Below are 25228 nucleotides of genomic sequence, written 5' to 3'. Positions count from 1 at the left end.
AGCGGGGGAGTGTGCTGCGCCGATCGGCGCCGGACCAGTACCTAGCCCTGCGCGGCGAGCCGGTCGCGCATCGCGCCGGCCACGGCCTGCAGCGCCGAGAGGGGTCGGATCATCACGGTCAGCCGGTCGATCGCGCCGCTCGCGTCGTGGTGGAGCAGGTCGATGCCCTCGAGCTCGCGGTCGCCGACGTGGGCGCGGAACTGCAGCAGGTGGTCCTCGCCCCCGTCGATCTCGCCCACGTAGCGGAAGTCCTCGAAGACCGTCGCGACCGCCCGCAGGATCGGCGCCACGGCGTCGCGGCCCCGGTAGGGCGAGTGCACGACGGGGCTGTGGAACTCGACGTCCTCGGTGAGCAGGGCGATCGCCGCGTCCATGTCGCCGCTCTCGACGGCCGCGCGGAAGGTGGTCGGATTGGTCAGGGCGTCCACCGGGAACAGCGTACGGTCGGGACCGGCGAGCGGCGGAGGAAGCGGGGGTGCGGGGGCCGTGGGCGACGTGGAGGACGCGCTGCACCTCGAGGCACCCGCCACGCCGTCCGACGTCGGACGCCTGCGCCGCGCGGTGCGGCGGTGGCTGCGCGGACACCTCAGCGAGGACGAGGACGTCGTCGACAACCTGACGCTCGCCGTCAGCGAGGCCCTCGAGAACGCCGCCGAGCACGCCTACGCCGACCAGGACGAGGCCGGCACGATGACGCTCTCGGGACAGTGGGACCCCACCGGGCGGGCCCTGGTGATCACCGTGTCGGACGCCGGTCGCTGGCGCGCCCCGACCGGCAGCAACGGCTACCGCGGCCGGGGTCTCGCCCTCATCGAGGAGCTGGCCGCGGCGTACACGGTCGATCCCGGGCCGGGCGGAACGACGGTGACGCTGCGCCACCCGGCCTGAGCCGGTGTCCGCTGCGCCGCGGCGGGCCGAGAGAGGCGGTGCCACCGGGCGGGACGCTTCGGAGTTCGAAGTGTCTCCGGGGGAGGTGGCGTTGTCCCGGGGGGGGGGGCTCCCCGAGGAGTCGGCCTGTCACGACTCGGCAGGACGCTTCGGGAACCGAAGGGTCTCCTGCGGGGGTCGGCTTTCCCGCGGCAGCAGGCGGACCGTCCCCCGACGGCTCAGCGCGGCGATGCCCCCGGCCGGCGCGGCGCGTGGCGGTCGGCGACGCGCGGCGTGCGAAGGGCGTGGGTCACGGACGATCGCGGGCCCGGCACGGGCGAGGTCGCGGGCGGCTCGAGCAGCTCCAGCGCGGAGTCCGGGATGAGGGCCAGCTCCCGATTCTTGATCATGTTGCGGCCCCTTCCTGTGCGGCCCGGGCATCCTGGATCGGCCCGGGGTGGCGTCTCCAGTGAACGCGGTCCGCGCCGCTCGCGTGCCGGGTGTGCGCAACGGGATCGATCCGGCGGCCCCAGCCGGGCGGCGGATGGTCCCGATCATCGGACGAACGGCGGCGCGCGTTCCACCGGCGGGGGGCCCGCCTCACCCGTCCACCAGGGGGCGGAGGTGGGCGTGGGCCCAGCCCTCGAGCGTGCTCGGCGTGGTGGTGAGCGCCGAGCGGGGCTGCTCGGGCACGAAATCCTCGCGCAGCCCTGCCGACATCCCGACGATCGCCTCGACCGCGGCGTCGCCCAGCCCGGCCGAGCGCAGCCCGGCGCGCAGCTCGTCGTCGGTGAGGCGCTCGGCGCGCACCGGCCGGCCCAGCGCCGTGGTGAGCACCTCTGCCACCTCGGCGAAGCACAGATGGCGCGGACCGTGCACGGCCTGCACCCCGCCTCGTGCCCAGGGCGCGAGCAGGCGTCCGGCGGCGACCTCCGCGATGTCGCGGGGGTCGGCCCAGGGCATCGGGGCGTCGAGCGGCATCGCGGTGCGCAGCACGCCCGCGCGCAGGGCCTCGATCTCGAACTCGAGATTGGTGAAGAAGTACCCGGCGCGCAGGTGCAGCACGGGGGCGCCGGTGGCGTCCAGCGCCTCTTCGACGCGCGCGAGGCCGTCGATCTCGCCGGCGCCGTGGCGTTTCTCGGCGCCGATGCTCGACTGGAACACCGTGCGCGCGATGCCGTTCTCGCGGACCGCGCGGGCGACGTGGCCGCCGAGCCGCGCGTGCGTCGCGACGGGGTCGCCGGTGTGCTGCGTCGGGCTGATCCACAGCAGCGCCTCGACCCCGCGGGTGGCGGCCACGACCGCGTCGGCGTCGTCCTGGTCGCACGCCACGGCGTCGACGTGTTCGCGCCAGGTGGGGTCGAGGGTCGCGGGGTCGCGCAGGAGGACCCGCGGCCGGACGCCGGACTGGACGAGGCGGGGGAGGACGTGCGACCCCACGTGACCCCGTGGGGTGGTGATCGCGATGGTCATGCCGGACACCCTCGCGCGGGGGTCCGACGAGGCGGACGAGGCGGACGTCCTGAGTAGGTTCCATCGTGCACGATGAAATCGTCCACGTCTGAAAAGTCCGCCCGGGGCTTCGGGTCGTCGTCGCAAGCCCTGGACCGGCCTCATCAGCGAGCCGTCGCGGCTCTACCACCGCGCCATCGCCGAGTTCGCGTCACCGCAGGGGCACGCTCGAGTGCATCCGGGCCTTCAGCTACACCGACTTCCGCGACGACCTCGCGACGATCGACGTGCCGACGCTGGTCATCCACGGCGACTCGGACGCGATCGTGCCCTTCGAGGTCTCGGGCCGGCGCACCGCCGAGGCCCTCGAGGACAGCCGCACGGTCCTCGTCGAGGGCGGGCCGCACGGCCTGAACGCCACCCACGCCGAGGAGTTCAACCGGGCGCTGCTGGACTTCCTGGTGCGCTGACGCGCCGGTGAGCACGTAGCGCACCCTGTACCCGTGGACGCCGCCGCGCTCGTCGCCGACACCCCCCGTGCCCAGGCCGCCGCGCTGCGATCCGGGGATATCACGGCCGTCGCGCTGGCGGAGGCGACGGTCGCGGCGGCCCGCGAGGTCGACGCCCGCGTCAACGCCTTCGTCACGATCGACGCTGACGCGGCCGGCGTGGCGGCCGAGGACGCCGACCGGCGGCGGGCGCGCGGGGAGGACGGGCCGCTGCTCGGGGTGCCGATCGCCGTCAAGGACGATCTCGACGCCGCCGGGCACGTCACGTCCTGGGGGAGCAGGGCGCGCCGAACGCCGGCGACCGCCGACAGCCCGGTGGTCGCGACGCTGCGGACGGCGGGTCTCGTGCCGATCGGGCGCACGACGCTGCCGGAGCTCGCGCTCTACGGGTTCACCGAGTCGGTGCGCTCCGGCGTCACCCGCAACCCGATCGACACGGCGCGCACGCCCGGCGGGTCGTCGGGCGGCTCGGCGGCGGCCGTCGCGGGCGGCGCGGTCGGGCTGGCGACCGCGAGCGACGGCGCCGGCTCGATCCGCATCCCCGCCGGGTGCTGCGGCCTCGTCGGCATCAAGCCCGGCGCCGGCCGCACCCCCGGCGGTGGGTGGAACGGCCTCTCGGTCCAGGGCTGCCTCACCCGGCGGGTCGCCGACTCCGCGCTCTACCTCGACCTGATCGGCGACTTCCCGGCCCCGCTCGCGGACGCCGCCGAGCAGGACCCGCCGCCCCTGCGCGTCGGTGTCGACCTCGCCTCGCCGGTGTCGCCCGTGCTCCCGCTCGACCCCGAGCTCGAGGCGGCGCTGCGCCGGACCGCGGAGACCCTCGCGGGGCTCGGCCACGACGTGCGCGAGGTGCGCACCCGCTGGGGCACCGCGCCCCTCGGCTTCGTCGCCCGCATGCTGCACGGTCTCGCCGCCACCGCGCGCGAGGTCGACGACCCGACGCTGCTCGAGGCGCGCACGGCCGAGGTCGCGCGGATCGGGGGCCTCGTCCCCGACGCGGCGATCGCGCCCGCCCGCCGGCAGGGCGCCGCGGTGGGCCGGCGCCTGCTCGCCGACCTCGCCGTCGACGTCCTGCTGACCCCGCCGGCGCGCGGCCCGGCCGTGCCGGTCGGGCACTGGGCGGGCCGCCGGGGCCTGCCGACGATGCTCGCGCTCGGACGGCACTACGCCCACACCCCCGGCTTCAACCACACCGGGCAGCCGGCCGCCGTCCTCCCCGTCGGGCGCTCCGACGTCGGGCTCCCCCTGGCGGTCCAGCTCGCCGTCGCCCCCGGCGAGGACGCGCGGCTCGTCGCGCTCGCGGCGCAGGTCGAGCGGGCGGTGGACGCCGCGCGGGAGTGATCGGCGCGACGCCGGGACACGGGTGAGGAGCGGGGACGCCGGGTAGCCCCGCCCGGTCCGCCGCGCCGGGGACGTCGCCGACGTCCTCGTGCCGTGACCCCGGGGTACAGCCCTCCGCCCCGTCGCTGTCGTGCGGAGCCGTCCGGCGTCGCCCCCGGCCGCCGGTCCCCGCGCGCGTGCCGAGGAGAGCGATGACCCCACTCGACGCGGTCCGGCCCGTGCTCGGGTCGTTCCGGACCGGGCCGACCCCGCGGGGCGAGGGGCGCACCCGGCACAACCTGGCCGTGCTGGCCCGCGCCGCGGCCGACGACCTCGACGTCGCGCGCCTGGCCGAGGCCCATCTCGACGCCGTGACGATCCACGCCGAGCTGGGGGGACGGCCCGTGCCGGCCGGCTCGTGCTGGGGCGTGTGGGCCGCCGAACCGCCCGGCGCGGAGGTGCGCGCGGAGCCGGACAGGGCGGGCGGATGGCGCCTGTCCGGTCGCAAGCCGTTCTGCTCCGGCGCGGCGGGCCCGTGCACCCACGCCCTCATCACCGCCCACGCCGACGACGGCCGCCGCATCCTCGCGGTCGACCTCGCCGCGCCCGGGATCACCGTGACCCCCGGGCGGTGGCAGGCCCACGGGATGCGTGGCAGCGCCGCGGCGAGCGTCGACCTCGAGGAGGTGCCGGCCGAGCCGCTCGGCGGGCCCGGCGCCTACCTCGAGCGCGCCGGGTTCTGGCACGGCGCGATCGCCGTGGCGGCGGCGTGGTTCGGCGGCGCCGTCGGGGTCGCGGCGCCGCTGCGCCGCGCGGCCCGCGACGGTCGTCTCGACGCCCACGGCCACGCCCATCTCGGCGCGGTCGACGCCGCCCTCGCCGCGGCCCGGTGCCTGCTCCGCGAGGCCGCGGACGCTCTCGACGCCGGGAGCCCGGAGCCGGCGCCGGTGGCCCGGCGGCGAGCCCTGCGGGTGCGGGCGGTCGTCGAGGCGGCGGTCGACAGCGCGCTGCGGCGCACCGGCCGCGCGCTCGGGCCGGGTCCCCTCGCGGGCGACGCCGACCACGCGCAGCGCGTCGCCGACCTGGAGGTCTACGTCCGCCAGAGTCACGCCGAACGGGATCTCGCCACGCTCGGGGAGCTGGTCGGGGACGCCGAGGACGCCGAGGACGTGCTCCTGTGACCGCGCCGTCGCTCAAAGGTCTCGGGACGCCCGAGGACGTCTGGTGGGGGCCGGGCGGCCTGGACGCCGTCCCGGCGGTCGACCCGGCGACCGTGCGCCCGACCGGCCGGGTGGTCGTGGTGGCGCCGCACCCCGACGACGAGGTCCTCGGCGTCGGCGGGACGCTCGCCGCCTGGGCGCCGGACGATGTCCTCGTCGTGGCCGTCACCGACGGCGAGGGCTCGCACCCGGGGAGCCCGACGCTGACGCCCGCGCAGCTCGTCGAGCGCCGCGCCGGGGAGCGCCGCGCCGCGCTCGCCGCCCTGGGGGTGCCCGCCCGGGTGCACCGTCTCGGGCTGCCCGACGCCGGGGTGACGGCGGCCGACGTCGCCCACGGCCTCGGTGCCGTCCTGCGCGCCGGCGACACGGTGCTCGCCCCCGTCGCGGACGACGGCCACCCCGACCACGACGCGGTGTCGGCCGGCGCCGGGCTCGCCGCCGACCGGGCCGGGGTCGCGTGCCGGCGGTACGCGGTGTGGCTGTGGCACTGGGCGCGCCCGGGGCAGGTGTCGTTCGACGGGGCCCGCCGGCTCGTGCTGCCCGGCGGCGCCGTCGCGGCCAAGAGCGCGGCGATCGCGTGCTTCACCACGCAGATCGCGCCGTTGTCGGACGACCCGCGCGACGCACCGGTGCTCCCGGACGCCGTCCTGGCCCGGTTCCGCCGGGACACCGAGATCCTGTGGGGGCCGTGGTGAGCCTGTCCAGCGCGTACTTCGACGACCTCTACGCACGCGACGCCGACCCGTGGGGCATCGAGGCGGGCTGGTACGAGGAGCGCAGGCGCGCCGTCGTGCTCGCCGCCCTGCCGCGGCCCCGCTACGCCCGCGCGTTCGAGCCCGGCTGCGCGTCCGGGGCGCTGTCGGTGGGGCTGGCCGAGCGGTGCGACGAGCTCGTGTGCCGCGACGCCGCCGACCGCGCCGTCGCGGCCGCCCGCGCGCGGCTCGCCGGCCGTCGCGGCGTGGACGTGGCGCGGGGCGAGCTGCCCGGCGAGGTGCCCGCCGGGCCGTTCGACCTGGTGGTGGCCTCGGAGGTCGCCTACTACCTCGACGCGGACGACCGGGCGGCCTGCTGGGACGCCGTCGAGGAGCGCCTGGTCCCCGGTGGCCACCTGCTCGCTGTCCACTGGCTGCGCGCCGCGCCCGAGTACCCCGTCGAAGGACCGGCGGTGCACGACGAGCTCGCCGCGCGCCCCGGGCTCGCGCGGACCGTCCGTCACGACGAGGCCGACTTCCGGCTCGAGGTGTACGCGCGCGTGCCGCCGCCGGCGCGCTCGGTCGCCGAGGAGACGGGGCTGCGGTGACGCCGTGGGTGGGTGTCGTGGTCCCGGCCCACGACGAGGAGGAGCTGCTCGCCGACTGCCTGGCCGGGCTGCGCGCCGCGGCCGGCGCCGTGCGGGACCGCGCGCGCGTGGCGGTGCTCGTCGTCGCCGACGCCTGCTCCGACCGCACCGAGGCGATCGCCCGTCGGCACCACGTGGGGGTGCGGCGCCTGGCGGCGCGCAACGTCGGGCGGGCCCGGGCGGCGGGTGCGGCCACGCTGCTGGCGCGCCGGATCCCGCCGGTGTGGCTGGCCACGACCGACGCCGACTCCGTGGTGCCCCGGGACTGGCTGTCCGCGCAGCTCGCGGCCCGGGACGCGGGCGCCGACGCATGGGTCGGCACGGTCGCGGTCACCGACTGGGCCGGGCTGCCGCACCCGGTCCGCCACCACTACCGGGCCGCGTACGACGACGGCGGGTCCGGCGACGCCCACCGTCACGTGCACGGGGCGAGCCTCGGGATCGCGGCGGAGGCCTACCGCGCGGTCGGGGGGTTCCCGCCGCGGGCCACCGCGGAGGACGTCGCCCTCGTCGCGGCCCTCGACCGCGGCGGGTACCGGGTGCTCCGCGACCGCGCGCACCCCGTCGTGACGAGCGCCCGTACCGACGGCCGGGCCCCGGACGGCTTCGCCGGACATCTCCGGGCGCTCACCCGGCATGTGATGCCCGCCTCACCGGGTAGCCCCCCGTCAACCCCGCTCGAACCCGCGGCGGGGAGCCGGGAGCGGCCCGACCGTGCCCGCGACTGATCGACACCGACGCCTCACCCGCTCGAGCCCGCGGCGGAGCCTCGACACGTGCTGCGCGCCCGCACCTGCCGGCCGCGCCCGTTCCCAGGAGCCGCACCATGCCCGAGCGTCCCCGTCCCACCGTCCGAGGAGCGCTCCCGTGAGCGCCGGGTCCGCCGCGTGGCGTGCCCGGGTCGACGCGTCGATCGACCCCCGCTTCGAGCGGGCGTTCGCGATCGTCGATGCCGTGCACGCCGAACAGCAGCGCGGCACGCTCGAGCCCCCGCGGCTCGCCCGGTTGCGCCAGGAGCTCGCCCACCTCCTCGCCGAGATCGACGGTCTCGTCACGCCCCGCACACCGCGGGGGACGAGGTGACCGGCCGGTCGGGGGTCCTGCGTCCTCCGGTCGCGGCGGGTAACCTCCCGGTGACAGATTCGGCGGTTGAGACCTGCAGGCCGTCGCGGACGACGTGGTCCGACCCCTCCGTGGGCCGGGCCGACCGTGGCCGCGAGGAGGCCCCATGAGCATCGACGTCGACCCGTCCACCGATCTCTCCGAGGATCTGCCGGCCGACCTGTCGGCACGCCGACGCGCCGCCGTCGCCGAGGCCGTCGCGCGCGCCGAGCCGTCGGCCGGCGGCGACCGCCGGGCGTCCGTCGGCATCCGCCGGTACGGCCCCGGCTGCGTGGCGCTCGCGCTGCGCGGGCGGTTCGACCGCGCGGGCCGGGAGCGCCTGCGCGGCATGACCGGCGAGCTCGAGCGCCAGGCGCGGACCGAGCTGGTCATCGACCTCTCGGGCCTCGACGGCTGCGACGCCGGCCTGGCCCGGGTGCTCGCCCGGCTGCGCATCCGCTGCCTGGCCCACGAGGCCCGTGTCGAGCTGCACGACCCGCCGGAGGCGCTGGCCGCCGAGCTCGGCCAGTTCCGGCTGTAGAGGGAGGACATCCCGTGACCGATCGCGACGACCTCCGCGTCCGCAAGGCCCTGCAGGGGATGGCCTTCCCCGCCGACCGCACCCAGGTCATCTCCTGGGCCACCGACCGCGGCGAGGGCGACACCCAGGTGCTGACGGCGTTGCGGGCGCTGCCCGACCGCACGTTCTCGACCGCCGACGACGTGGTGATCTCGGTGCCGCAGCGCCCCGACCGGGCCTGAGTACGGTCGCGCGGTGACGTCCACGCCGATCACCGACGACGACCGTGACCACCTGCGGCGCTGCGTGGAGCTCGCCCGCGAGGCGCTCGAGGCGGGCGACGACCCGTTCGGCTCGGTGCTCGTGGGTCCCGGCGGCGGCGTCCGGTTCGCGGACCGCAACCGGGAGAGCTCCCGCGGGGACGCGACGCGCCACCCGGAGCTCGAGATCGCCCGGTGGGCGGCGGCCGAGCTGACCGCCCAGGAGCGGGCGGCGAGCACCGTCTACACCTCCGGCGAGCACTGCCCGATGTGCGCGGCCGCGCACGCGTGGGTCGGGCTCGGCCCGATCCTCTACGCGAGCTCGTCGGAGCAGCTGACGCGCTGGCGCGCCGAGCTCGGCGCGCCACCGTCGCCGGTGCGCCCCCTGCCGATCACGGACGTGGCGCCGGCGCTGCGGGTGAACGGCCCGGTGGCCCCGTTCGACGACGAGATCCGCGAGCTCCACCGCCGGCGGCTGGCCGGCTGAAGCCCCCGGAGACGACGAACGGCCCGGACCCGCAGCGTGCGCGCGGGGCCGGGCCGTACGTGAGCGAACTCTGGTGCTATAGCCCCGAAGTTCGCTCACATGGGTCGATCAGGTGCCGTCGGGGACGGGGGCGATGGTCTCGTAGGTGCCGTCGTGGTCGGTGTCGACGGCGCCCATGTCGAAGTCGCCGTTGTTGTTCGTGTCGAGCAGGACGGTCTCGCCGTAGCCGTCGGCGTCCGTGTCGACCACGGCGGTCTCGAAGCTGCCGTTGTGGTCGGTGTCGGCGATGACCGTGTCGACGTAGCCGTTGTGGTCCTCGTCGGTGGAGACCGAGTCGATCTGGCCGCTCGCGTCGGTGGTGTAGGTGCCCACGACCTGGCCGGAGGCATCGTAGACGGTGCCGTTGGTGAAGGAGTAGTTGTCGCCGGCGTTGTCAGCCATGATCGGTGCTCGCTCTCGGTGAGTGCTCGGTGCCCGGTGTGGTGGGCGTTCGGCACTCTGACGACGGGAGGAGACGCGGATGTTCCGGCGGGAGCAGGGAATTTTCTCCGCGAGCCTGCGGTCACCCAGGGTGATGGTCAGTCGTCGTCGCCGTCGTCGCGATCGTTGTCGCGGTCGATCCCGCCCCGTGCCGCCTCGGAGGCGGTGACGACGTCGACCGACCCGAAGGCCCCGCTCGCGTCGACCGTGACCTCGCGCTGGGTGGCCCCGCCCGGCGGCAGCCGGCAGGCCTGCTCGCAGTCGGTCCCGCCGAACACCATGAAGCCCGTGGTGCGCACGACCGTGCCGTCGGGCACGACGACCTCGGTCCTGCCGAACAGCGAGGCCACCCGGACCTGCTGCTGGTCGGCGGTGACGGGGACGGTCCGGTGACCGAAGAGCGCGAAACCGTCGTCGGCGCCGACGATCCGCGTGCCCCCGAAGGCCACGGCGCCGAGCACCAGGACCGGCACGACGACCCGGCCGATCCGGTGGTGCCAGGGCGGCTGGTCGGGGGCCCTCGCCGGCACCGGCGGCGTCCGCGGCTCGGCCGGCGCCGACGCCGCGGGCGCCGGGAGGTCGGCCACCAGCACGTCGAGCTCCCGCTGGACCCGCGCCTCGAAGCACTGCCGGGTGCGCTCGTCGTACTCGGTGAGCGTGAGGACCCCGTCGTCGAGGGCCGCACGCAGGCGGTCGTCGGTGGCCCGCCGCTCCCGGTCGCCGATCCGCATCTCCGGGGGCTCCGCGGTCACGGATCCATCCTGCCCGGTCACGCGCGGCGACGGGAGGCGAGCAGGGCCCGGTCGTCGGGGTCGTCGGTGCGGGCCAGCGCCGCGTCCAGCGCCGCGTCGGCCTCGGCGTCCCGCCCGAGGCGGCGCAGCAGGTCGGCGCGTACGGCGTGCAGCAGGTGGTAGCGGTCGAGGCGCGGGGCGAGCTCGTCGACGATCGCCAGGGCGCTCGCGGGCCCGTCGGTCTCGGCGACGGCGACCGCGCGGTTGAGCGCGACCGTCGGGCTCGGGGCGAGGGCGAGGAGCTGGTCGTGGAGGGCGACGAGCTGGGCCCAGTCGGTCGACGCGGCGTCCGGGGCCGAGGTGTGGACGGCGTTGATCGCGGCCTGCACCTGGTACGGCCCGGGACGGTCGCGGCGCAGGCACCGCCGCACCAGGTCGAGACCCTCGGCGACGAGCGCCGGGTCCCACCGCGCGCGGTCCTGGTCGGCGAGCAGCACCCGCGCCCCGGCGGCGTCGGTCCGGGCGGGCCGGCGGGCCTCGGTGAGGAGCATGAGCGCGAGCAGGCCCAGCACCTCCGGCTCGTCGGGCATCAGCGCGGCGAGCAGGCGTCCCAGCCGGATGGCCTCCGCGGCGAGGTCGTCGCGGGTGGCGGTCGCGTGGCCCTCGGTGAAGATCAGGTACACGACGGCGAGGACGCCGGGCACCCGGTCGGGGAGGTCGGCGTCCCGCGGCACGCGGTAGGGGATGCGGGCCGCCCGGATCTTGTTCTTCGCGCGCACGATCCGCTGGGCCATCGTCGCCTCGGGCACGAGGAACGCCCGTGCGATCTCGGGGGTCTCGAGCCCGCCGAGCAGGCGCAGCGTCAGGGCGACCCGGGCGGGCAGCGCCAGCGCGGGGTGGCAGCACGTGAAGATCAGGCGGAGGCGGTCGTCGTGCACCGGGCCCCCCTCCTCGTCCTGGGGTTCGTCGTCGTCCGGCTCGTCCCGCGGCGGCTCCGCGCGGGCTGCCCGGGCCTCCTTGTCGCGCCCCACCGCGTCGCGGCGCAGCCGGTCGATCCCGCGTCGCCGGGCGGTGGTGACGATCCATCCGCCTGGGTTCGGTGGTACGCCGTCGGCGGGCCAGCGGGTGAGCGCGACGGTGAACGCGTCCTGCACCGCCTCCTCGGCGAGGTCGATGTCGCCGAGGGCGCGCACGAGCGTCGCCACGCACCGCCCGTACTCCTCGGCGAAGATCCGCGAGATCCCCGCCGAGGAGGGCGCGGTGCTCACACGGTCCAGTGGAACGGGCGGACCTCGATCGGCAGGCCGGTGGCCTCGGTGGAGCGCCGGGCCCAGTGCATCGCGGCGTCGAGGTCCGGTGCGTCGACGATCGTGAAGCCGCCCAGGTACTCCTTGAGCTCCACGAACGGGCCGTCGGTGACGAGCACGTCGTCGCCGCTGCGGGCCAGGACCGTCGCGGTGTGGGGGGCCTCGAGACCGCCGGAGAACACCCACACGCCGGCCTCGCGCATGTCGGTGTGGAGCCGGTCGAGCCGAGCCATGATCTCGCCCAGCTCGGCCTCGGACGGCGGCTCGCCGCCGGCGGGCTGGTACACGCTGAGCAGGTAGTGGGCCATCGGGGTCCTCCTCGGTCCTGGCGGCGGGCACCGTGCCCGCACACCCCCACCACGAACGGCACCGGGCCGATCGACAGGTCCGGAGGAAGATTCTCAGTACAGCAGCGTCCGGTAGTGCTCCGGGGCGTAGCGCTGTTCCAGCTCGGCGAGGGAGGCGTCGGGGCTCGTCCGGTGCGCGATCTCGGCGACGCTCGGGAGGTCGGCGGGCGTCCACGAGTCGGGGTCCCACAGCCCGGAGCGCATGAGCGCCTTGGGGCAGTGGAAGAACACCTCGTCGACGGTGACCTCGGTGAGGATGCGCGGGCGGTGGCCGCGGACCTCCAGCGACGCCGCGTCCTCGGGGTCCAGGAGGAGCCGCGCGCGCCCGTTCACCCGCAGCGTGTCGCGTCGGCACGGGACGAGGAACAGCAGCGCGACGTGGGGGTCGCCCAGGATGTTGACCATCCCGTCGACGCGGCGGTTGCCGGGACGGTCCGGCAGCAGCAGGGTCCGGTCGTCGACGACGAGCACCTCGCCGGCGGGGTCGCCCTTGGGGGAGACGTCCAGCGAGCCGTCGGCGCCGGAGGTGGCCAGGAGGTGCAGCGGCGAGCTCGCGATGAAGGCCCGGTCGACGTCGTCCAGCTGCGCGCGCACCTTGGTGATCGCGCGTGGCATCGGCTCGCCGATCACGGCCCGCAGCTGCTCGACGTCGGTGATCTCCGTGCCGCCGCGCGTCCCCGCCTCGCCCACCGGCCCGAGGTTACGGAGCCTCGGGCGCCCGCGCGAAGAGGTGCCGCCGGTTGATCGCCTCCAGCACCTCGGTGCGCGTGCGGGTGCCGTGGTCGGCGGCGACGAGGCGGTCGGCGATCGCCACCGAGAAGGCGATCAGGCACCGCGCCTCGAGGTCCTCCTCGTCGGCGCTGACGGGCTCCAGCAGCTCGCGCAGGTAGGCCATCCGGACGTCGTCGACGCGGCGCAGGCGCTCGGCGACGCCCGCGTCGCGGCGCGCCCAGTCGCGGACGGCGAGGTCGACCGGGCGCAGCTCGACGCTGAACGTCAGCTCGGCGGCCCGGCGGGCCTTGCGCATCGCGTCGCCGCCCTCGTGCTCGACGCGCGCGAGGACGTCCGCGGTGCTCCGGGACTCCCACGTGTCGAGCACCTCGGTCAGGAGCGCGCGCCGGTCGGCGAAGTACCCGTAGAAGCCGCCCTTGGTGACGCCCAGCGAGCGCGCCAGCGACTCGATCTGGACCGCTTCCGGCCCGCCCTCGGCCAGCGCCAGCAGGGCCGCGTCGATCCACCGGTGGCGCGGCGTGCGGGCCACGGCCATGGGCGCTCCTCCCTCGGTCTGTACGGCACCGTACAGAAGCTGCTAGCGTCGGCGATGTATACGGGCTCGTATATCGGACCGGGGAGCGGCCATGACCACAGCACCCACCGTCGGCCACGGACTGCGGCTGCCGCCGGGCCAGCGTCCGGTCGCCGGCTTCCCGCGCTTCGGCACCCACCTCCACCACCCGCCGCCGCCCGTCCCCGCGGACCACGCGATCGAGGTCAGCGGCGCGGTGCGGGCCGGGTTCGCGGTGCCGGTGGCCCGCCTCGCGCAGCTCCCGCGCCGCGAGCTCACCGCCGACCTCCACTGCGTCGCCGGGTGGTCGGCGGTCGACCTGCGGTGGGAGGGGGTCCCGTTCGCGAGCTTCTGGCGCGAGCTGGTCGCGCCGGCCCTCGAACCGGACGCGACCGTCACCCACGTCGTCTTCCGGGGCCTCGACGGGCACCGGTCGGTCGTCACGATTGAGGACGCGCTGGACGACGACGTCCTGCTGGCCGAGCACCTCGACGGGCGGCCGCTCGACGGCGACCACGGCGCCCCGGTCCGGCTCGTCAGCCCGCGCCAGTACGGCTACGTCAGCACCAAGCACCTGCGCCGGATCGAGGTCCGCACCGCCCGCCCGGAACCCCGCCGGACCCTGATCGACCGGGTGATCGAGGAGCACCCGCGCGCGCGGGTCTGGGCCGAGGAGCGTCACGGCTCCCTGCCCGGGCCGTGGGTGCGCCCGTTCTACCGCGCGCTGGTCGCGCCGCTCCGGGCCCTGTGCGCGCTCGGCGACTCAGGGTCGCGCGAGGCCGTGGAGCAGTAGCGCCGCCAGCGCCTCGTACGCCTCGGCGTCGGCGAGCCCGGTGGCGCCGGCGATGCGGCGCTGCTGGATCGCCACCATCGTCGTCGCGACGGTCTCGGCGGCGAAGGACACCGGGACGTCGCGGAAGGCACCGGCCTCGACGCCCTCGGCGATCAGCTCGCCGACGCGCCGGGCCGCGGCGCGGGTGTTGCGCGCGTAGACCTCGGCGGCGGGCGGGAACGCGGCCATGTCGTCGACGAACCGGGCCGACGCGGGCGCGAGCTCGGCCGCGACGGCGCGCAGGTAGGCCGCGACCCGGTCGGCCGGCGCCGCGCACGTGTCGACGGCGGCCTCGACGTGGGTCGTGGCGCGCTCGAAGAAGTGCACCACCGCGGCGCGCACCAGCTGCTCCTTCGAGCCGGCGAGCGCGTAGAGCGTGCGCTTGGAGCAGCGCAGCCGGGCCGCGAGGTCGTCGAGCGTGAGGTGGGCGAAGCCCTCGGCGAGCAGGAGCGCCACGAGGGCGTCGAAGAGCTCCGAGTGGCGCGCGGCACCGCGGCGCGTCGAGGTCGGAGCGCTCATGTGGCTACCCTAGCGACACCTCCATCGGTACTCTAGGACCGATCTGAGTACCGATAGGAGTCCAGCGATGCCGGTCGACCGCCTGCTGCCCACCCAGGAGGCCGAGGACCTCCTCGAGCTGACCCGCGACCTCGCGGACAAGGAGCTCGCCACGCGCGTGGAGGAGCACGAGCGGGCCGAGACCTACCCCGAGGGCCTGTTCGCGACGCTCGGCGCGGCCGGGCTGCTGGGCCTGCCCTACCCCGAGGAGGTCGGCGGCGGCGGGCAGCCCTACGAGGTCTACCTCCAGGTGCTCGAGGAGCTGGCCGCGCGGTGGGCGGCCGTCGCCGTCGCCACGAGCGTGCACTCGCTCTCGTGCTTCCCGCTCTTCACCTTCGGCACCGCCGACCAGCAGCAGCGCCTGCCCGAGATGCTCGGCGGCTCGTTGATCGGGGGCTACTCGCTGTCCGAGCCCCAGGCGGGCTCCGACGCCGCGGCGCTGCGGTGCAAGGCCTCACGGGTGGAGAACGGCTACGAGATCACCGGCACCAAGGCCTGGATCACCCACGGCGGGCGCGCCGACTTCTACGCGCTCTTCGCACGCACGGGCGAGGGGGGAGACGAAGCGCAGCGGAGCTCGACCCGTCGCAGCAGCCGGGGCGTCTCCTGCTTCCTCGCGCCCGGCGCCGTCGACGGCCTGTCCTGGGGCCGGCCCGAGGAGAAGATGGGCCTGCACGCGGTCCCGACGGCCACGGCGAACTGGGACGGCGCGGTGCTCGACGCTGACCGGCTGATCGGGCGCGAGGGGCAGGGCCTCGAGATCGCGTTCTCGGCGCTCGACTCGGGCCGCCTCGGCATCGCGGCGTGCGCGGTCGGGCTCGCCCAGGGCGCGCTGGACGCGGCGGTCGACTACGCGAACGAGCGCACGACGTTCGGTCGCAAGATCGTCGACCACCAGGGTCTGGGCTTCGTGCTCGCCGACATGGCCGCCGCGGTGGACAGCGCGCGCGCCACCTATCTCGACGCGGCGCGCCGCCGCGACCTCGGGCGCCCCTACTCGCGGCAGGCCAGCGCGGCGAAGCTGGTCGCGACCGACAACGCCATGCGGGTGACCACCGACGCGGTGCAGGTGTTCGGCGGCTACGGCTACACCCGCGACTTCCCGGTGGAGCGCTACATGCGTGAGGCCAAGATCATGCAGATCTTCGAGGGCACCAACCAGATCCAGCGCCTGGTGATCAGCCGGGGCTTCGCGCGCTGAGGGTATGTGAGTAGTTGCGGCCCCTATGGGGACCGCAACTGCTCACATGGGACTCAGCCACCCCACGTCACTTGGCGCAGGCCGTGGCGGTCGGGCGGGCCGGGCCGGGCCGCGCCGTCGGGGGAGACCGGCGAGCCGTGCGCCGTGCCGCCGTCGCGGGCCTCGGTCTGGTCGCCGCCCGACGGGGTCGCGCCGGCGTCGAGCTCGGCGAGCCGTGTGCGCAGCACCTCGATCACCGGCAGCCGCGAGGAGTGCTCCCGCTCGTGGGCGAGCAGGCCTTCGACGTCCTCGCGCTCCAGCGAGCGGATGCGGTGCTTGACCGTGTCGACCGTGGCGTGGTCGAAGTCGGGAAACGGGGTGTCGGCCACGGGATCCTCCTTGCGGACGGGGCCGCAGGCCTACCCGATCACGCCGCCGACGCACCCTCCTCCTCGTCGCCGGGGGTGGGAGCGACCGCGAGCATGCCCGACACCCGCTTCTTGACCATCCACCCGATCGTCGCGCCGGCCACGACCGCGACGGCCAGCCCGACGTAGGAGAAGCGCTTGAGCCACGTCTCGGCGACGATCCCGAGGAAGTAGATCGCGTACGTGGTGCCGATGGTCCACAGCGCGCCACCGATGATGTTGGCGGGCAGGAACTTCTTATACGGCATCCGCAGCGCCCCGGCCAGCGGCCCGGCGAGGATGCGCAGGATCGCGATGAAGCGGCCGATGATCACCGTCAGCACACCCCAGCGCGCGAACGCCCGTTCGGCGAGGGCGAGGTGGGACGGTCCGAAGTGCTTCGGGAACCGCCGCCCCAGCCGCTCGAGCAGCCCGATCCCGTAGTGCCGCCCGACGGCGTAGCCGATGGAGTCGCCCACCACCGCCCCGATGAGCGCCCCCAGGGCGACCCACTCCGGCTCCACCGGGATGTCGGGGCGCGACGAGAGCAGCGCGGCGCTGACCAGCACGACCTCGCCCGGCAACGGCACGCCGAGGCTCTCGATGCCGACGACCCCCGCGACGGCCAGGTACACCGCCAGCGGAGGGATGGTCATCAGCCAGTGGTCGATCGCCACGTCGGGACCTCTCGCTCGGCGACGGGTGAGCTGCTCGGTGAGCTCCGGACTCCCCGGATCCTTGCGATGATGACCCACGGTGGCGCGCAGGGGGACCCTCGCGTCCGCAAGACGACCACGAACGGCCCAGCCGGCAACCCAGGGTGACCTACTCGCGGCGCAGCGTCCGGCTCCGCCCCCGGAACTCGGCGATCACCTGGTTGTCGCGGGGACGGACGAGCGTCACGTCGAACACCCCGCTGCGCCCGAAGGCCACCCGCTCGGTCGCGAGTGCCTCGAGGACGTCACCGGTGCGCGCCGAGGCGACGAAGACGATGTCCGCCGCGGCCGCCACCGCGACCGGACCCGGGCTGTTGCACGCGCACGCGAACGCCGAGTCGGCCAGCAGGAACAGGTAGCCGCCGTGGCACATGCCGTGCCCGTTGACCATGTCCTCGGTGATCGTCATGGTCAGCCGGGCCCGGCCGTCGACGGCCTCGTGCAGCTCCATGCCGAGCTTGCGCGAGGCGGCGTCGTCGTCCCACATCCGCCGGACCGACGGGGAGATCGGGCCGTCGAGGTCACCCATCGGAGCCCTCGCGCTTCGCCACCAGCGTCAGCACGTCGTACTTCGCCACCGGTTCGCCGGCCGCGTTGACCACCTCGGCGTCCCAGCGCACCTCGCCGTACGCCGCGGAGGCCCGCGGCGAGATGTCCTTGGCCGTCAGCGTGATGGTCAGCTCGTCGTCGAACTTCACCGGCGTCAGGAAGCGCAGGTGGTCGACGCCGAAGTTCGCGAGCACCGGGCCGGGCGCCGGGTCGACGAACAGGCCCGCGGCGAACGAGACCACGAGGTATCCGTGGGCCACGCGCTCGCCGAAGAACGGGTTCGCCGCCGCGGCCTCGGCGTCGAGGTGGGCGTAGAAGGTGTCGCCGGTGAACTCGGCGAAGTGCTCCACGTCGGCCTCGGTCACGCGCCGCGGGCCGCCGACGACGGTGTCGCCGGGGCGCAGGTCCTCGAGGTGCTTGCGGAAGGGGTGCTCGTCGGTGACGGTGCGGGCGCTGCCCGGCACCCACCGCCCGGTGATCGCCGAGAGCATGTCCGGGCTCGCCTGGACCGCGCTGCGCTGCATGTGGTGGGCGACGCCGCGCAGCCCACCCATCTCCTCGCCGCCGCCGGCGCGTCCCGGGCCGCCGTGCACGAGCTGGGGCATCGGCGAGCCGTGGCCCGTCGACTCCTTCGCGTCGGACCGGTCGAGCACGAGCAGGCGCCCGTGCCACGGCGCGACGCCGAGCACCACCTCGCGCGCGAACGCCGGGTCGGCGGTGACGACGGAACCGGCCAGCGAGCCCTGCCCGCGCGCGGCGAGCTCGACGACCTCGGCGGTCGACGAGTACGCGACCACCGTCGACACCGGCCCGAACGCCTCGACCTCGTGCACGGCGGCGGAATCCGGGGTCGCCCGCAGCAGCACCGGGGACAGGAACGCGCCGCGCTGCGCGTCGGCGCCGCGGACCTCGACCTGCTCGGGGTCGCCGAACACGATCTCGGCCTCGTCGGTGAGCGACTTCAGCGAGCGGCGCACCTCCTCGCGCTGCTCCAGCCCCGCGAGCGCGCCCATCGTCACGCCCTCGGCCGACGGGTCGCCGACGACCACGTCCGTGAGCTGCGCCCGGACCGCCTCGACGACCGCGTCGGCCTGCTCCGCGGGCACGAACGCGCGCCGGATCGCCGTGCACTTCTGCCCGGCCTTGACCGTCATCTCGGTGACGAGCTGGGAGACGTAGAGGTCGAACTCCGGCGTCCCCGGCGTCGCGTCCGGCCCGAGGATCGAGCAGTTCAGCGAGTCGGCCTCGGCGGTGAACCGCACCGCGCGGGCCGAGAGCACCGGGTGGGTGCGCAGCTGCCGTGCCGTGGACGCCGAGCCCGTGAAGGACACGAGGTCCTGCTCGGTGAGGTGGTCGAACAGGTCGCCGGTCGAGCCGGCCAGGAACTGCACCGAGCCCTCGGGCAGCAGGCCCGACTCGACGATCAGCCGCACCAGCTCCGCGGTGAGGAACGCCGTCGGCGTCGCCGGCTTGATGATCGACGGGACGCCGGCCAGGAACGCCGGCGCGAGCTTCTCGAGCGGCCCCCAGCACGGGAAGTTGTAGGCGTTGACCTGCACCGCGACGCCCTGGAGCGGCGTGTACACGTGCTGGCCGACGAACGTGCCGCCCTTGCTCATCGGCACGAGGTCGCCGTCGAGCCACGGTCCCGCGGCGGGCAGCTCGCGCTTGCCCAGCGACGCGTACGCGAGCAGCACCCCGATGCCGCCGTCGACGTCGAACTTCGCGTCGCCCTTCGTCGCGCCCGTGCGCGCCGAGGCCGCGTAGAGCTCGTCGCGGTGCTCGCGCAGGTGCCCGCCGAGGGCCTTCAGCAGCGACGCGCGCTGGTGGTACGACAGCTCCCGCAGCGCGGGCCCGCCGGTGCGGCGCCCGTACGCGGCCACCGCGGCCATGTCGATGCCGTCGGTCGCGAGCCGGCCGATCTCCTCGCCGGTGACGGCGTCGCTCATCGGGCGGCCCTCGACGCCGTCGGGGGTGACCCACCCGCCGCGGACGTAGCTGGGCAGGACGCTCATCGCTGGGTCTCCTATACGTCGTAGTCGACGGTCACGTCGTCCGAGACCGGCAGAGCCTGGCAGGTCAGCACGAAGCCGGCCTCGACCTCCTCGGGCTCGAGCGCGAAGTTGCGCCGCATGCGCACCTCGCCGACGGTCACCTGCGCGCGGCAGGTCCCGCAGACGCCGCCCTTGCAGGCGAACGGCAGGTCGGAGCGCGCCCGTTGGGCCGCGTCGAGCACCGGTTCGGTGCGCGGCAGGGTCAGCACGCTCTCGCGGCCGTTGAGGACGACGGTGACCGTCGCGCCCCCGGCGTCGTCGACGACGTCGTCCTCGGCCCGGTGCACCTCGGGCGGGGGTTCGTCGACGTAGAACAGTTCGCGGTGGAGTCGCTCGCGCGGCACGTCGAACGCCCGGATGACCTCCGTCGCCGCCTCGACCATCCCCAGCGGCCCGCACAGCCACCAGTGCGCGACCTCGCCGACGGGCACCAGCGCGCCGATCAGCGTGCGCAGGCGGTCCGCGTCGAGGCGGCCGTTGAACAGGTCGGCGGCGGTGGGCTCGCGGGAGAGCACGTGGACCAGCTGCAGGCGCGGGCCGTAGCGGTCCTTGAGGTCGGCGAGGTCCTCGCCGAACATCACCGTGTCGGAGCGCCGGTTGCCGTAGAGCAGCGTGACGTGGGTGTCGCGGTGCGTGGCGAGCACGGTCGCGGCGATCGAGAGCACCGGCGTGATGCCCGAGCCGGCGGCGACGAGGACGTGGTGCTCGCCGGCCGCGACCTCGGGGGTGAACCGGCCCTGCGGCGGCCCGACCTCGATCTCGTCGCCCGCGGCGAGCCGGTCGACCAGCCACGTCGAGAACAGCCCGGCGTCGACACGGCGCACCCCGATCCGCGGGGCGGCGCCCTCGGGCGCGCAGATCGAGTACGAGCGCCGCTCCTCGCCGTCGGCACCGGTCAGCCGCAGCGTGAGGTACTGGCCGGCGCGGAAGGCGTAGTCGTCGCCCAGGTGGTCGGGGACGTCGAACCGCACGGCGACGGCGTCGTCGCAGAGCCGCTCGACGTCGGCGACGCGCAGGCGGTGGAAGCCGGGGACGGCGTCGGTGTCGCGGTCCTCGGTGACGGCGGCCGTCATCAGATCTCCTTGACGTGCTCGAACGGCTCGCCGCACGACCGGCAGCGGCGCAGCGCGGTGCAGGCCGTGGGGCCGAAGCGGGAGGTCTCGTCGGTGTCGCGGGCGCCGCACTGCGGGCAGGCGACGGTCCGCGACGGGGCGACGAGGGTCAGCGGCACCGGGCCTCCCGCAGCACGGGGGCCGATCCGGTCGGGCGGCGCGACGCCCGCGGCCGCGAGCTTGTGCCGGCCCTCGTCGGAGATCCAGTCGGTGGACCACGGCGGGCTGAAGGTCGTGCGGACGACGACCTTCGCGTAGCCGGCCTCGGTCAGCGCGCGCCGCAGGTCGTGGCGCATCTCGTCGAGCGCGGGGCACCCCGAGTAGGTCGGGGTGAGGGTGACGACCACGGTGCCGTCGTCGCCGGTCTCGACGCCGCGCAGCACGCCGAGGTCGGCGAGCGTGAGCATCGGCATCTCGGGGTCGACGACCTGCTCGGCGGCGGTCCGGGCGTCGACGAGTGCGGTCACCACGTCGCCCCCGGGTGCGCGCGGGCGAGCGACTGCATGAGGGCGAGGAGCCCGCCGAGGGCCTCGGTGTGCACGCCGTCGCGGCCCCCGCGGCCGCCGACGAGACCGACCGCGGGCTTCTCCGGGCGGGTCAGCGTCGCGACCGGCAGGACCTGCTCGAGGACGGCGTCCACCTCGGCGCGCAACTGCTCCGGGTCCACCGCGACGCCGGCGTCGACGAGGCGGCGCTCGACGGCGTGGGGGAGGAACAGCTCCTCGACGAAGGGCCACACCGCGTCGAGCCCGGCCTGCATGCGGGCGTGCGAGAGCGCGGTGCCGTCGCCGAGGCGCAGGACCCACTGGGCGGCGTAGTCGCGGTGGTAGGTCAGCTCCTTGACGGCCTTCGCGGCCACGGCGGCGAGCACGGGGTCGCTGCTCGCGGTGAGCCGCTGCATCAGCGCGAGCCGCCACGAGGAGAGGACGAGGATCCAGGCGATGGTGCGGCCGAAGTCGCCGAGCTCGGACTCGACGAGCGTGACGTTGCGGAAGCCCCGGTCGTCGCGGAAGTACGTCAGCACGTCCTCGTCGTCCTGCGGCCCGGCGCGGTACGGCTCGGCGGCCCCGAGGTGGCCCGCCCGCGAGAGCAGCACGCGGGCCTGCCCGAGCAGGTCGAGCGCGATGTTCGCGAGCGCGACCTCCTCCTCGAGCTCGGGGGCCTTCGCCGTCCACCCCGACAACCGCTGGGCGGCGATCAGGGCGTCGTCGGCGAGCATGAGGCAGTAGGCCGCGAGGTCGTCGCGGTCGACGCCGTCCGGCACGGGGGCGGTGATCTCCGCCGTGCCGGCGTCGAACCCGGTCCCGAAGGCCCAGCGCCCGTCGTCGTCGGCGGTGGACAGGGCGTCGTAGACGTTCTCGTCGTCGTGGTCGTGATGGCTGCTGTGCATCAGAGATGGGGGACGTCGTCGGGGATCTCGTAGAACGTGGGGTGCCGGTAGACCTTGTCGCCGGCCGGCGCGAAGAACGGGTCCTTCTCGTCCGGGCTCGACGCGGTGATCGCGTCGCCGCGGACGACCCAGATGCTCACGCCTTCGTTGCGCCGCGTGTAGAGGTTGCGCGCGTTGTGCAGGGCCATCGTGTCGTCGGGGGCGTGCAGCGACCCGACGTGCACGTGGTTGAGCCCGCGCTTGCCGCGCACGAAGACCTCGTAGAGGGGCCAGACCGCCTTCGGGGTGCCGGTGAACGTCGGCGCGCCCTCGACGTGGGCGGTGGTGTCGTCGGCCATGCTCATGATCCAGCTCCGCTGCGCTCCGTGTCACGGCTCACGCCGCCACCTCCTTCCGGGCCTGCTTCGCGGCGTAGGCGCTCGCGGCGTCGCGGACCCACTGGCCGTCCTCGTGCGCGGCGCGTCGGTTGGCCAGGCGCTGGGCGTTGCACGGCCCGGCACCCTTGACGACCTGCATGAACTCGTCCCAGTCGATGCCGCCGAAGTCGTGCGCCTCACGCTCGGCGTTCCAGCGCAGCTCGGGGTCGGGCAGCGTGACGCCGAGCGCGTCGGCCTGCGGCACGGTCATGTCGACGAAGCGCTGGCGCAGCTCGTCGTTGGTGTGGCGCTTGATCCGCCAGGCCATCGACTGCTGGGTGTTCGGCGAGTCGCCGTCGGCGGGCCCGAACATCATCAGCGACGGCCACCACCAGCGGTCGACCGCGTCCTGGACCATCTCGCGCTGCGCGGTCGTCCCGGCCATCAGCGTGCGCAGCAGCTCGAAGCCCTGGCGCTGGTGGAACGACTCCTCCTTGCAGATGCGCACCATCGCCCGCGCGTAGGGGCCGTAGCTGGAGCGGCACAGGGGGACCTGGTTGACGATCGCGGCACCGTCGACGAGCCACCCGATGACGCCGATGTCGGCGAACGTCAGCGTCGGGTAGTTGAAGATCGACGAGTACTTCTGCTTCGCGTCGATGAGCTTCTCGGTGAGCTCGGTGCGGTCGACGCCGAGCGTCTCGGTCGCCGAGTAGAGGTACAGCCCGTGCCCGGCCTCGTCCTGGACCTTGGCCAGCAGGATCGCCTTCCGGCGCAGGCTCGGGGCGCGCAGGATCCAGTTGCCCTCGGGCTGCATCCCGATGATCTCGGAGTGCGCGTGCTGCGCGATCTGGCGGATCAGCGTCTTCCGGTAGCCCTCGGGCATCCAGTCGCGCGGCTCGATCCGGCCCTCGGCGGCCACGGTGCGGTCGAACTCCGCCTCGAGGTCGCTCACGTCGCGGCTCTCGTCCTCGGTCACCGTCATCGGTGGCCACCTCCGTACCGAATGTTCGTTCGGTTGGCCATGGTGGCCCACCGGGCGTCGGGTGCGCAAGCGTGGTCGCCCGGGTGACGGAGCGAGGGCGACCCTCGGTGCGTGGGGGGCAGCGAGGGACGCCTTCGCTCCATCCCCGGCGCGGGCGGCGGCAGCGTCGACTGCGGCGCGTCGCGGAGATCACGAGCGCGTCATCCACCGGGCGGGCACGCCACGGGTGGACCAGGTGCCCCTGATCTCCGCGGGGTGGGCGCGCGCCGCCACGAAGGGCGCGCGCCGTCGCGAGGGGCGCGCGCTGCCGCGAGGGGCACGTTCCGCAGCTCGCCACGCCTCTCGATCATGTCGAACGTGCCGGTCGCGGCGGGCGCACACGGCCGGCGCCCCGCTGGCGAGGGACCGAAGGACGCCCTGACTGCGTGGAGCGCAGCGAGGGACGCCCTCGCTCCATCCCCGGCGCCGGGCAGGATCCGGTGCCGTGGACGTTCTCGCGACGCTCGCCGACGGGGCGCTCACCGTCCGGCGCGCCACGAAGCACGACGTCACCGCGCTGGTCGGGCTGATCGCCGCCGACCCCGTCAGCGCCGGGCGCGGTGACGCCGTCGGGGACCTCGCGCCGTACGAGGCGGCGTTCGCCGAGATCGACGCCGACCCCGCCCACTTGCTGGTCTGCCTCGACGACGCCGACGGGACGACGGTCGGGACGCTGCAGCTCACCGTGCTGCCGAACCTCGGGCGGCGGGGGACGCGGCGGGCGCAGCTCGAGTCGGTGCACGTCGACGAGCGCCGGCGGGGGCGCGGTCTCGGCGCCGCGCTGGTGGCGTGGGCGGTCGCGGAGGCGGAACGGCGCGGTTGCGGGCTCGTGCAGCTCACGAGCGACGCGTCACGCTCCGGGGCGCACCGGTTCTACGAACGGCTCGGCTTCACCGCGAGCCACGTCGGGTTCAAGAAGGACCTGACGTCCCGTCGATGAGCTCGTCGAGGGTGACGTAGAGCCCGGGCTCGCCGGTGCGCTCGCTGCGCTCGACCGCCGCCCGGGCGCGCGCCGCGATGCGGGAGATCTCGTCCGCGGCCACCACGCGGGTCTGCAGCACGGTGCCGTCCCCGTCGGTCAGCGTGACGGCGACGAGGCCGGTTTCGGGCTGCTCGGAGAACTCCAGCGGCACGCGCCCGAGACTAGGACGCCGGCCCGCCGGTCGCAGGCACATTCGCGAGCAGGCCCTCGAAGGCCATGCGGTCGACCTCGGCCACCAGGGCGTCGACGGCGATGCGGCCCGGCCGGTACCAGTCGACCAGCGAGTTCACGAGCCCCGAGAGCAGGCGGGCGTCGACGGCGGGGTCGGGCCCGGCGCGGAGCTCACCGGCGGCCGTGGCCTCGCGCACCAGCGCGGCGATCGCCGCGTCGAACTCCCGGCGCCGGCCCAGCGCCCAGCGCTCGGTCTCGGTGTTGCCGCGCAGGCGCAGGAGCAGCGTGACGTGCGGGAGCTCCGCGGCGAGCACCTCGACCTGGCGGCGCACGATGTGGCGCAGGCGCGTCAGCGGGCTGCCGGCGACGGCGGCCGGCTCCTCGAGGATCCCGAACAGGCCGTCGAGCGCCCGCTCCAGGGCCGCGCGCAGCAGCGCCTCCTTGCCCCGCACGTGGTGGTAGAAGGACGACTTCGTGATCCCCGCGGCGGCGGAGAGGTCCTCCATGCTCGTCGCGTCGTAGCCGCGCTCGTTGAACACCCGCGCCGCGACCTCGACGAGGCTCGACGGGTCGTAGGTCGGCCGGGCGCGCCGCTCCCGCGTGGTCCCCGTCGGGGGCTCACCCTCACGGGCGGGGGGACGCGCACCGGTCACGGACGGCAATCTACGGGTC

At 75.4% G+C, this 25228-nt stretch carries 35 protein-coding genes; 14 read left to right on the top strand and 21 right to left on the bottom strand.

The genetic code is table 11. The features are described from left to right. Positions 1-41: 41 nt before the first annotated feature. Positions 42-428 (bottom strand): nuclear transport factor 2 family protein, encoded by a 387-nt coding sequence (locus tag QSK03_RS12855; RefSeq protein WP_285652392.1) that lies wholly within the window; start codon positions 426-428, stop codon positions 42-44. Between the two features lie 58 nt (positions 429-486). Here QSK03_RS12855 and QSK03_RS12850 point away from each other — a divergent pair, with 58 nt between their 5' ends. After that, positions 487-888: an ATP-binding protein gene (locus QSK03_RS12850; protein ID WP_285652390.1), complete on the top strand. Its 402-nt coding sequence runs from the start codon at positions 487-489 to the stop codon at positions 886-888. 218 nt (positions 889-1106) lie between these two features. On the opposite strand, the gene QSK03_RS12845 is transcribed toward QSK03_RS12850, so the two are convergent. Further along, positions 1107-1277, bottom strand: a complete 171-nt coding sequence (locus QSK03_RS12845) for a hypothetical protein (protein WP_285652388.1) — start codon at positions 1275-1277, stop codon at positions 1107-1109. Between the two features lie 190 nt (positions 1278-1467). Further along, positions 1468-2340 (bottom strand): NmrA family NAD(P)-binding protein, encoded by an 873-nt coding sequence (locus tag QSK03_RS12840; protein WP_285652387.1) that lies wholly within the window; start codon positions 2338-2340, stop codon positions 1468-1470. A gap of 215 nt (positions 2341-2555) precedes the next feature. On the opposite strand from QSK03_RS12840, the gene QSK03_RS12835 reads away from it, so the two are divergent. From QSK03_RS12835 to QSK03_RS12790, 10 genes are all read left to right on the top strand, one after another. After that, positions 2556-2789, top strand: coding sequence for an alpha/beta fold hydrolase (locus QSK03_RS12835; protein ID WP_352232000.1), 234 nt, complete (start codon positions 2556-2558; stop codon positions 2787-2789). A 33-nt stretch (positions 2790-2822) separates the two neighbouring features. Further along, a complete protein-coding gene (locus QSK03_RS12830) occupies positions 2823-4169 on the top strand; it encodes an amidase (protein ID WP_285652384.1) in 1347 nt (448 codons plus the stop codon). A 191-nt stretch (positions 4170-4360) separates the two neighbouring features. Continuing rightward, positions 4361-5329 carry an acyl-CoA dehydrogenase family protein gene (locus QSK03_RS12825; RefSeq protein WP_285652382.1) on the top strand — a complete coding sequence of 323 codons (969 nt, stop codon included), beginning with the start codon at positions 4361-4363 and terminating at the stop codon, positions 5327-5329. Next, a complete protein-coding gene (locus QSK03_RS12820) occupies positions 5326-6063 on the top strand; it encodes a PIG-L deacetylase family protein (protein ID WP_285652381.1) in 738 nt (245 codons plus the stop codon). Before QSK03_RS12825 ends, QSK03_RS12820 begins: the two co-directional genes overlap by 4 nt. Next, complete coding sequence (locus tag QSK03_RS12815; RefSeq protein ID WP_285652380.1) at positions 6060-6668, top strand: methyltransferase; 609 nt, start codon at positions 6060-6062, stop codon at positions 6666-6668. Before QSK03_RS12820 ends, QSK03_RS12815 begins: the two co-directional genes overlap by 4 nt. Continuing rightward, positions 6665-7435 carry a glycosyltransferase family 2 protein gene (locus tag QSK03_RS12810; protein WP_285652378.1) on the top strand — a complete coding sequence of 257 codons (771 nt, stop codon included), beginning with the start codon at positions 6665-6667 and terminating at the stop codon, positions 7433-7435. Before QSK03_RS12815 ends, QSK03_RS12810 begins: the two co-directional genes overlap by 4 nt. A gap of 139 nt (positions 7436-7574) precedes the next feature. Then, positions 7575-7790: a hypothetical protein gene (locus tag QSK03_RS12805; RefSeq protein WP_285652377.1), complete on the top strand. Its 216-nt coding sequence runs from the start codon at positions 7575-7577 to the stop codon at positions 7788-7790. Positions 7791-7935: 145 nt separating this feature from the next. Next, complete coding sequence (locus QSK03_RS12800) at positions 7936-8349, top strand: STAS domain-containing protein (RefSeq protein WP_285652376.1); 414 nt, start codon at positions 7936-7938, stop codon at positions 8347-8349. Between the two features lie 14 nt (positions 8350-8363). Further along, the gene (locus tag QSK03_RS12795) at positions 8364-8570 is read left to right on the top strand and encodes a DUF2795 domain-containing protein (protein WP_285652374.1); all 207 of its coding nucleotides are present in this window, start codon (positions 8364-8366) and stop codon (positions 8568-8570) included. 13 nt (positions 8571-8583) lie between these two features. Continuing rightward, positions 8584-9075: a nucleoside deaminase gene (locus tag QSK03_RS12790; protein WP_285652371.1), complete on the top strand. Its 492-nt coding sequence runs from the start codon at positions 8584-8586 to the stop codon at positions 9073-9075. Between the two features lie 108 nt (positions 9076-9183). Here QSK03_RS12790 and QSK03_RS12785 read toward each other — a convergent pair whose 3' ends face one another. From QSK03_RS12785 to QSK03_RS12760, 6 genes are all read right to left on the bottom strand, one after another. Continuing rightward, positions 9184-9516 (bottom strand): hypothetical protein, encoded by a 333-nt coding sequence (locus QSK03_RS12785; RefSeq protein ID WP_285652368.1) that lies wholly within the window; start codon positions 9514-9516, stop codon positions 9184-9186. A 137-nt stretch (positions 9517-9653) separates the two neighbouring features. Further along, on the bottom strand, positions 9654-10307 hold the full coding sequence (locus QSK03_RS12780; RefSeq protein ID WP_285652366.1) for a DUF1707 SHOCT-like domain-containing protein: 654 nt from the start codon (positions 10305-10307) through the stop codon (positions 9654-9656). A 17-nt stretch (positions 10308-10324) separates the two neighbouring features. Next, entirely contained in the window at positions 10325-11563 is a 1239-nt protein-coding gene (locus tag QSK03_RS12775) for an RNA polymerase sigma factor (RefSeq protein WP_285652445.1), read from the bottom strand. Next, complete coding sequence (locus QSK03_RS12770) at positions 11551-11901, bottom strand: YciI family protein (RefSeq protein ID WP_285652363.1); 351 nt, start codon at positions 11899-11901, stop codon at positions 11551-11553. The genes QSK03_RS12775 and QSK03_RS12770 overlap by 13 nt, the downstream gene beginning before the upstream one ends. A 93-nt stretch (positions 11902-11994) precedes the next feature. Then, positions 11995-12630, bottom strand: a complete 636-nt coding sequence (locus tag QSK03_RS12765) for a pyridoxamine 5'-phosphate oxidase family protein (protein ID WP_285652360.1) — start codon at positions 12628-12630, stop codon at positions 11995-11997. A gap of 10 nt (positions 12631-12640) precedes the next feature. Continuing rightward, a complete protein-coding gene (locus QSK03_RS12760) occupies positions 12641-13207 on the bottom strand; it encodes a TetR/AcrR family transcriptional regulator (RefSeq protein ID WP_285652357.1) in 567 nt (188 codons plus the stop codon). Between the two features lie 91 nt (positions 13208-13298). Here QSK03_RS12760 and QSK03_RS12755 point away from each other — a divergent pair, with 91 nt between their 5' ends. Further along, on the top strand, positions 13299-14018 hold the full coding sequence (locus tag QSK03_RS12755) for a molybdopterin-dependent oxidoreductase (RefSeq protein WP_285652355.1): 720 nt from the start codon (positions 13299-13301) through the stop codon (positions 14016-14018). On the opposite strand, the gene QSK03_RS12750 is transcribed toward QSK03_RS12755, so the two are convergent. Continuing rightward, a complete protein-coding gene (locus tag QSK03_RS12750; protein WP_285652352.1) occupies positions 13989-14576 on the bottom strand; it encodes a TetR/AcrR family transcriptional regulator in 588 nt (195 codons plus the stop codon). The genes QSK03_RS12755 and QSK03_RS12750 overlap by 30 nt on opposite strands. Before the next feature lie 67 nt (positions 14577-14643). On the opposite strand from QSK03_RS12750, the gene QSK03_RS12745 reads away from it, so the two are divergent. After that, complete coding sequence (locus QSK03_RS12745; RefSeq protein WP_285652350.1) at positions 14644-15816, top strand: acyl-CoA dehydrogenase family protein; 1173 nt, start codon at positions 14644-14646, stop codon at positions 15814-15816. 53 nt (positions 15817-15869) lie between these two features. Here QSK03_RS12745 and QSK03_RS12740 read toward each other — a convergent pair whose 3' ends face one another. From QSK03_RS12740 to paaA, 9 genes are all read right to left on the bottom strand, one after another. Then, positions 15870-16184, bottom strand: coding sequence for a DUF8129 domain-containing protein (locus tag QSK03_RS12740; protein ID WP_285652348.1), 315 nt, complete (start codon positions 16182-16184; stop codon positions 15870-15872). A 38-nt stretch (positions 16185-16222) separates the two neighbouring features. Beyond that, positions 16223-16879 carry a DedA family protein gene (locus tag QSK03_RS12735; RefSeq protein WP_285652346.1) on the bottom strand — a complete coding sequence of 219 codons (657 nt, stop codon included), beginning with the start codon at positions 16877-16879 and terminating at the stop codon, positions 16223-16225. Between the two features lie 148 nt (positions 16880-17027). Beyond that, a complete protein-coding gene (gene paaI, locus QSK03_RS12730) occupies positions 17028-17447 on the bottom strand; it encodes a hydroxyphenylacetyl-CoA thioesterase PaaI (protein ID WP_285652344.1) in 420 nt (139 codons plus the stop codon). Continuing rightward, positions 17440-19482 carry a phenylacetic acid degradation bifunctional protein PaaZ gene (paaZ, locus tag QSK03_RS12725; protein ID WP_285652342.1) on the bottom strand — a complete coding sequence of 681 codons (2043 nt, stop codon included), beginning with the start codon at positions 19480-19482 and terminating at the stop codon, positions 17440-17442. The genes paaI and paaZ overlap by 8 nt, the downstream gene beginning before the upstream one ends. Positions 19483-19493: 11 nt before the next feature. Next, positions 19494-20594: a 1,2-phenylacetyl-CoA epoxidase subunit PaaE gene (gene paaE / locus QSK03_RS12720; protein WP_285652340.1), complete on the bottom strand. Its 1101-nt coding sequence runs from the start codon at positions 20592-20594 to the stop codon at positions 19494-19496. After that, entirely contained in the window at positions 20594-21103 is a 510-nt protein-coding gene (gene paaD, locus QSK03_RS12715) for a 1,2-phenylacetyl-CoA epoxidase subunit PaaD (RefSeq protein WP_285652338.1), read from the bottom strand. The genes paaE and paaD overlap by 1 nt, the downstream gene beginning before the upstream one ends. Then, the gene (gene paaC / locus QSK03_RS12710; protein ID WP_285652337.1) at positions 21097-22023 is read right to left on the bottom strand and encodes a 1,2-phenylacetyl-CoA epoxidase subunit PaaC; all 927 of its coding nucleotides are present in this window, start codon (positions 22021-22023) and stop codon (positions 21097-21099) included. The genes paaD and paaC overlap by 7 nt, the downstream gene beginning before the upstream one ends. Further along, the gene (gene paaB / locus QSK03_RS12705; protein ID WP_502872166.1) at positions 22023-22361 is read right to left on the bottom strand and encodes a 1,2-phenylacetyl-CoA epoxidase subunit PaaB; all 339 of its coding nucleotides are present in this window, start codon (positions 22359-22361) and stop codon (positions 22023-22025) included. The genes paaC and paaB overlap by 1 nt, the downstream gene beginning before the upstream one ends. A 37-nt stretch (positions 22362-22398) precedes the next feature. Then, positions 22399-23364: a 1,2-phenylacetyl-CoA epoxidase subunit PaaA gene (gene paaA, locus QSK03_RS12700; RefSeq protein WP_285652333.1), complete on the bottom strand. Its 966-nt coding sequence runs from the start codon at positions 23362-23364 to the stop codon at positions 22399-22401. Between the two features lie 484 nt (positions 23365-23848). Between paaA and QSK03_RS12695 the strand changes: the two genes are divergently transcribed. Then, positions 23849-24343: a GNAT family N-acetyltransferase gene (locus QSK03_RS12695; RefSeq protein ID WP_285652331.1), complete on the top strand. Its 495-nt coding sequence runs from the start codon at positions 23849-23851 to the stop codon at positions 24341-24343. Here the strand turns inward: QSK03_RS12695 and QSK03_RS12690 are convergent. Together QSK03_RS12690 and QSK03_RS12685 are read right to left on the bottom strand one after the other, a co-directional pair. After that, the gene (locus QSK03_RS12690; RefSeq protein WP_285652330.1) at positions 24315-24536 is read right to left on the bottom strand and encodes a hypothetical protein; all 222 of its coding nucleotides are present in this window, start codon (positions 24534-24536) and stop codon (positions 24315-24317) included. The two genes, QSK03_RS12695 and QSK03_RS12690, sit on opposite strands and share 29 nt — an antisense overlap. A 10-nt stretch (positions 24537-24546) precedes the next feature. Then, on the bottom strand, positions 24547-25209 hold the full coding sequence (locus QSK03_RS12685) for a TetR/AcrR family transcriptional regulator (protein WP_285652327.1): 663 nt from the start codon (positions 25207-25209) through the stop codon (positions 24547-24549). Positions 25210-25228: the final 19 nt, after the last annotated feature.

The sequence above is a fragment of the Actinomycetospora sp. NBRC 106375 genome, assembly GCF_030269665.1.
In the GTDB taxonomy this organism is placed as follows: domain Bacteria; phylum Actinomycetota; class Actinomycetes; order Mycobacteriales; family Pseudonocardiaceae; genus Actinomycetospora.
This window is presented reverse-complemented; position numbering and strand designations above follow the sequence as displayed.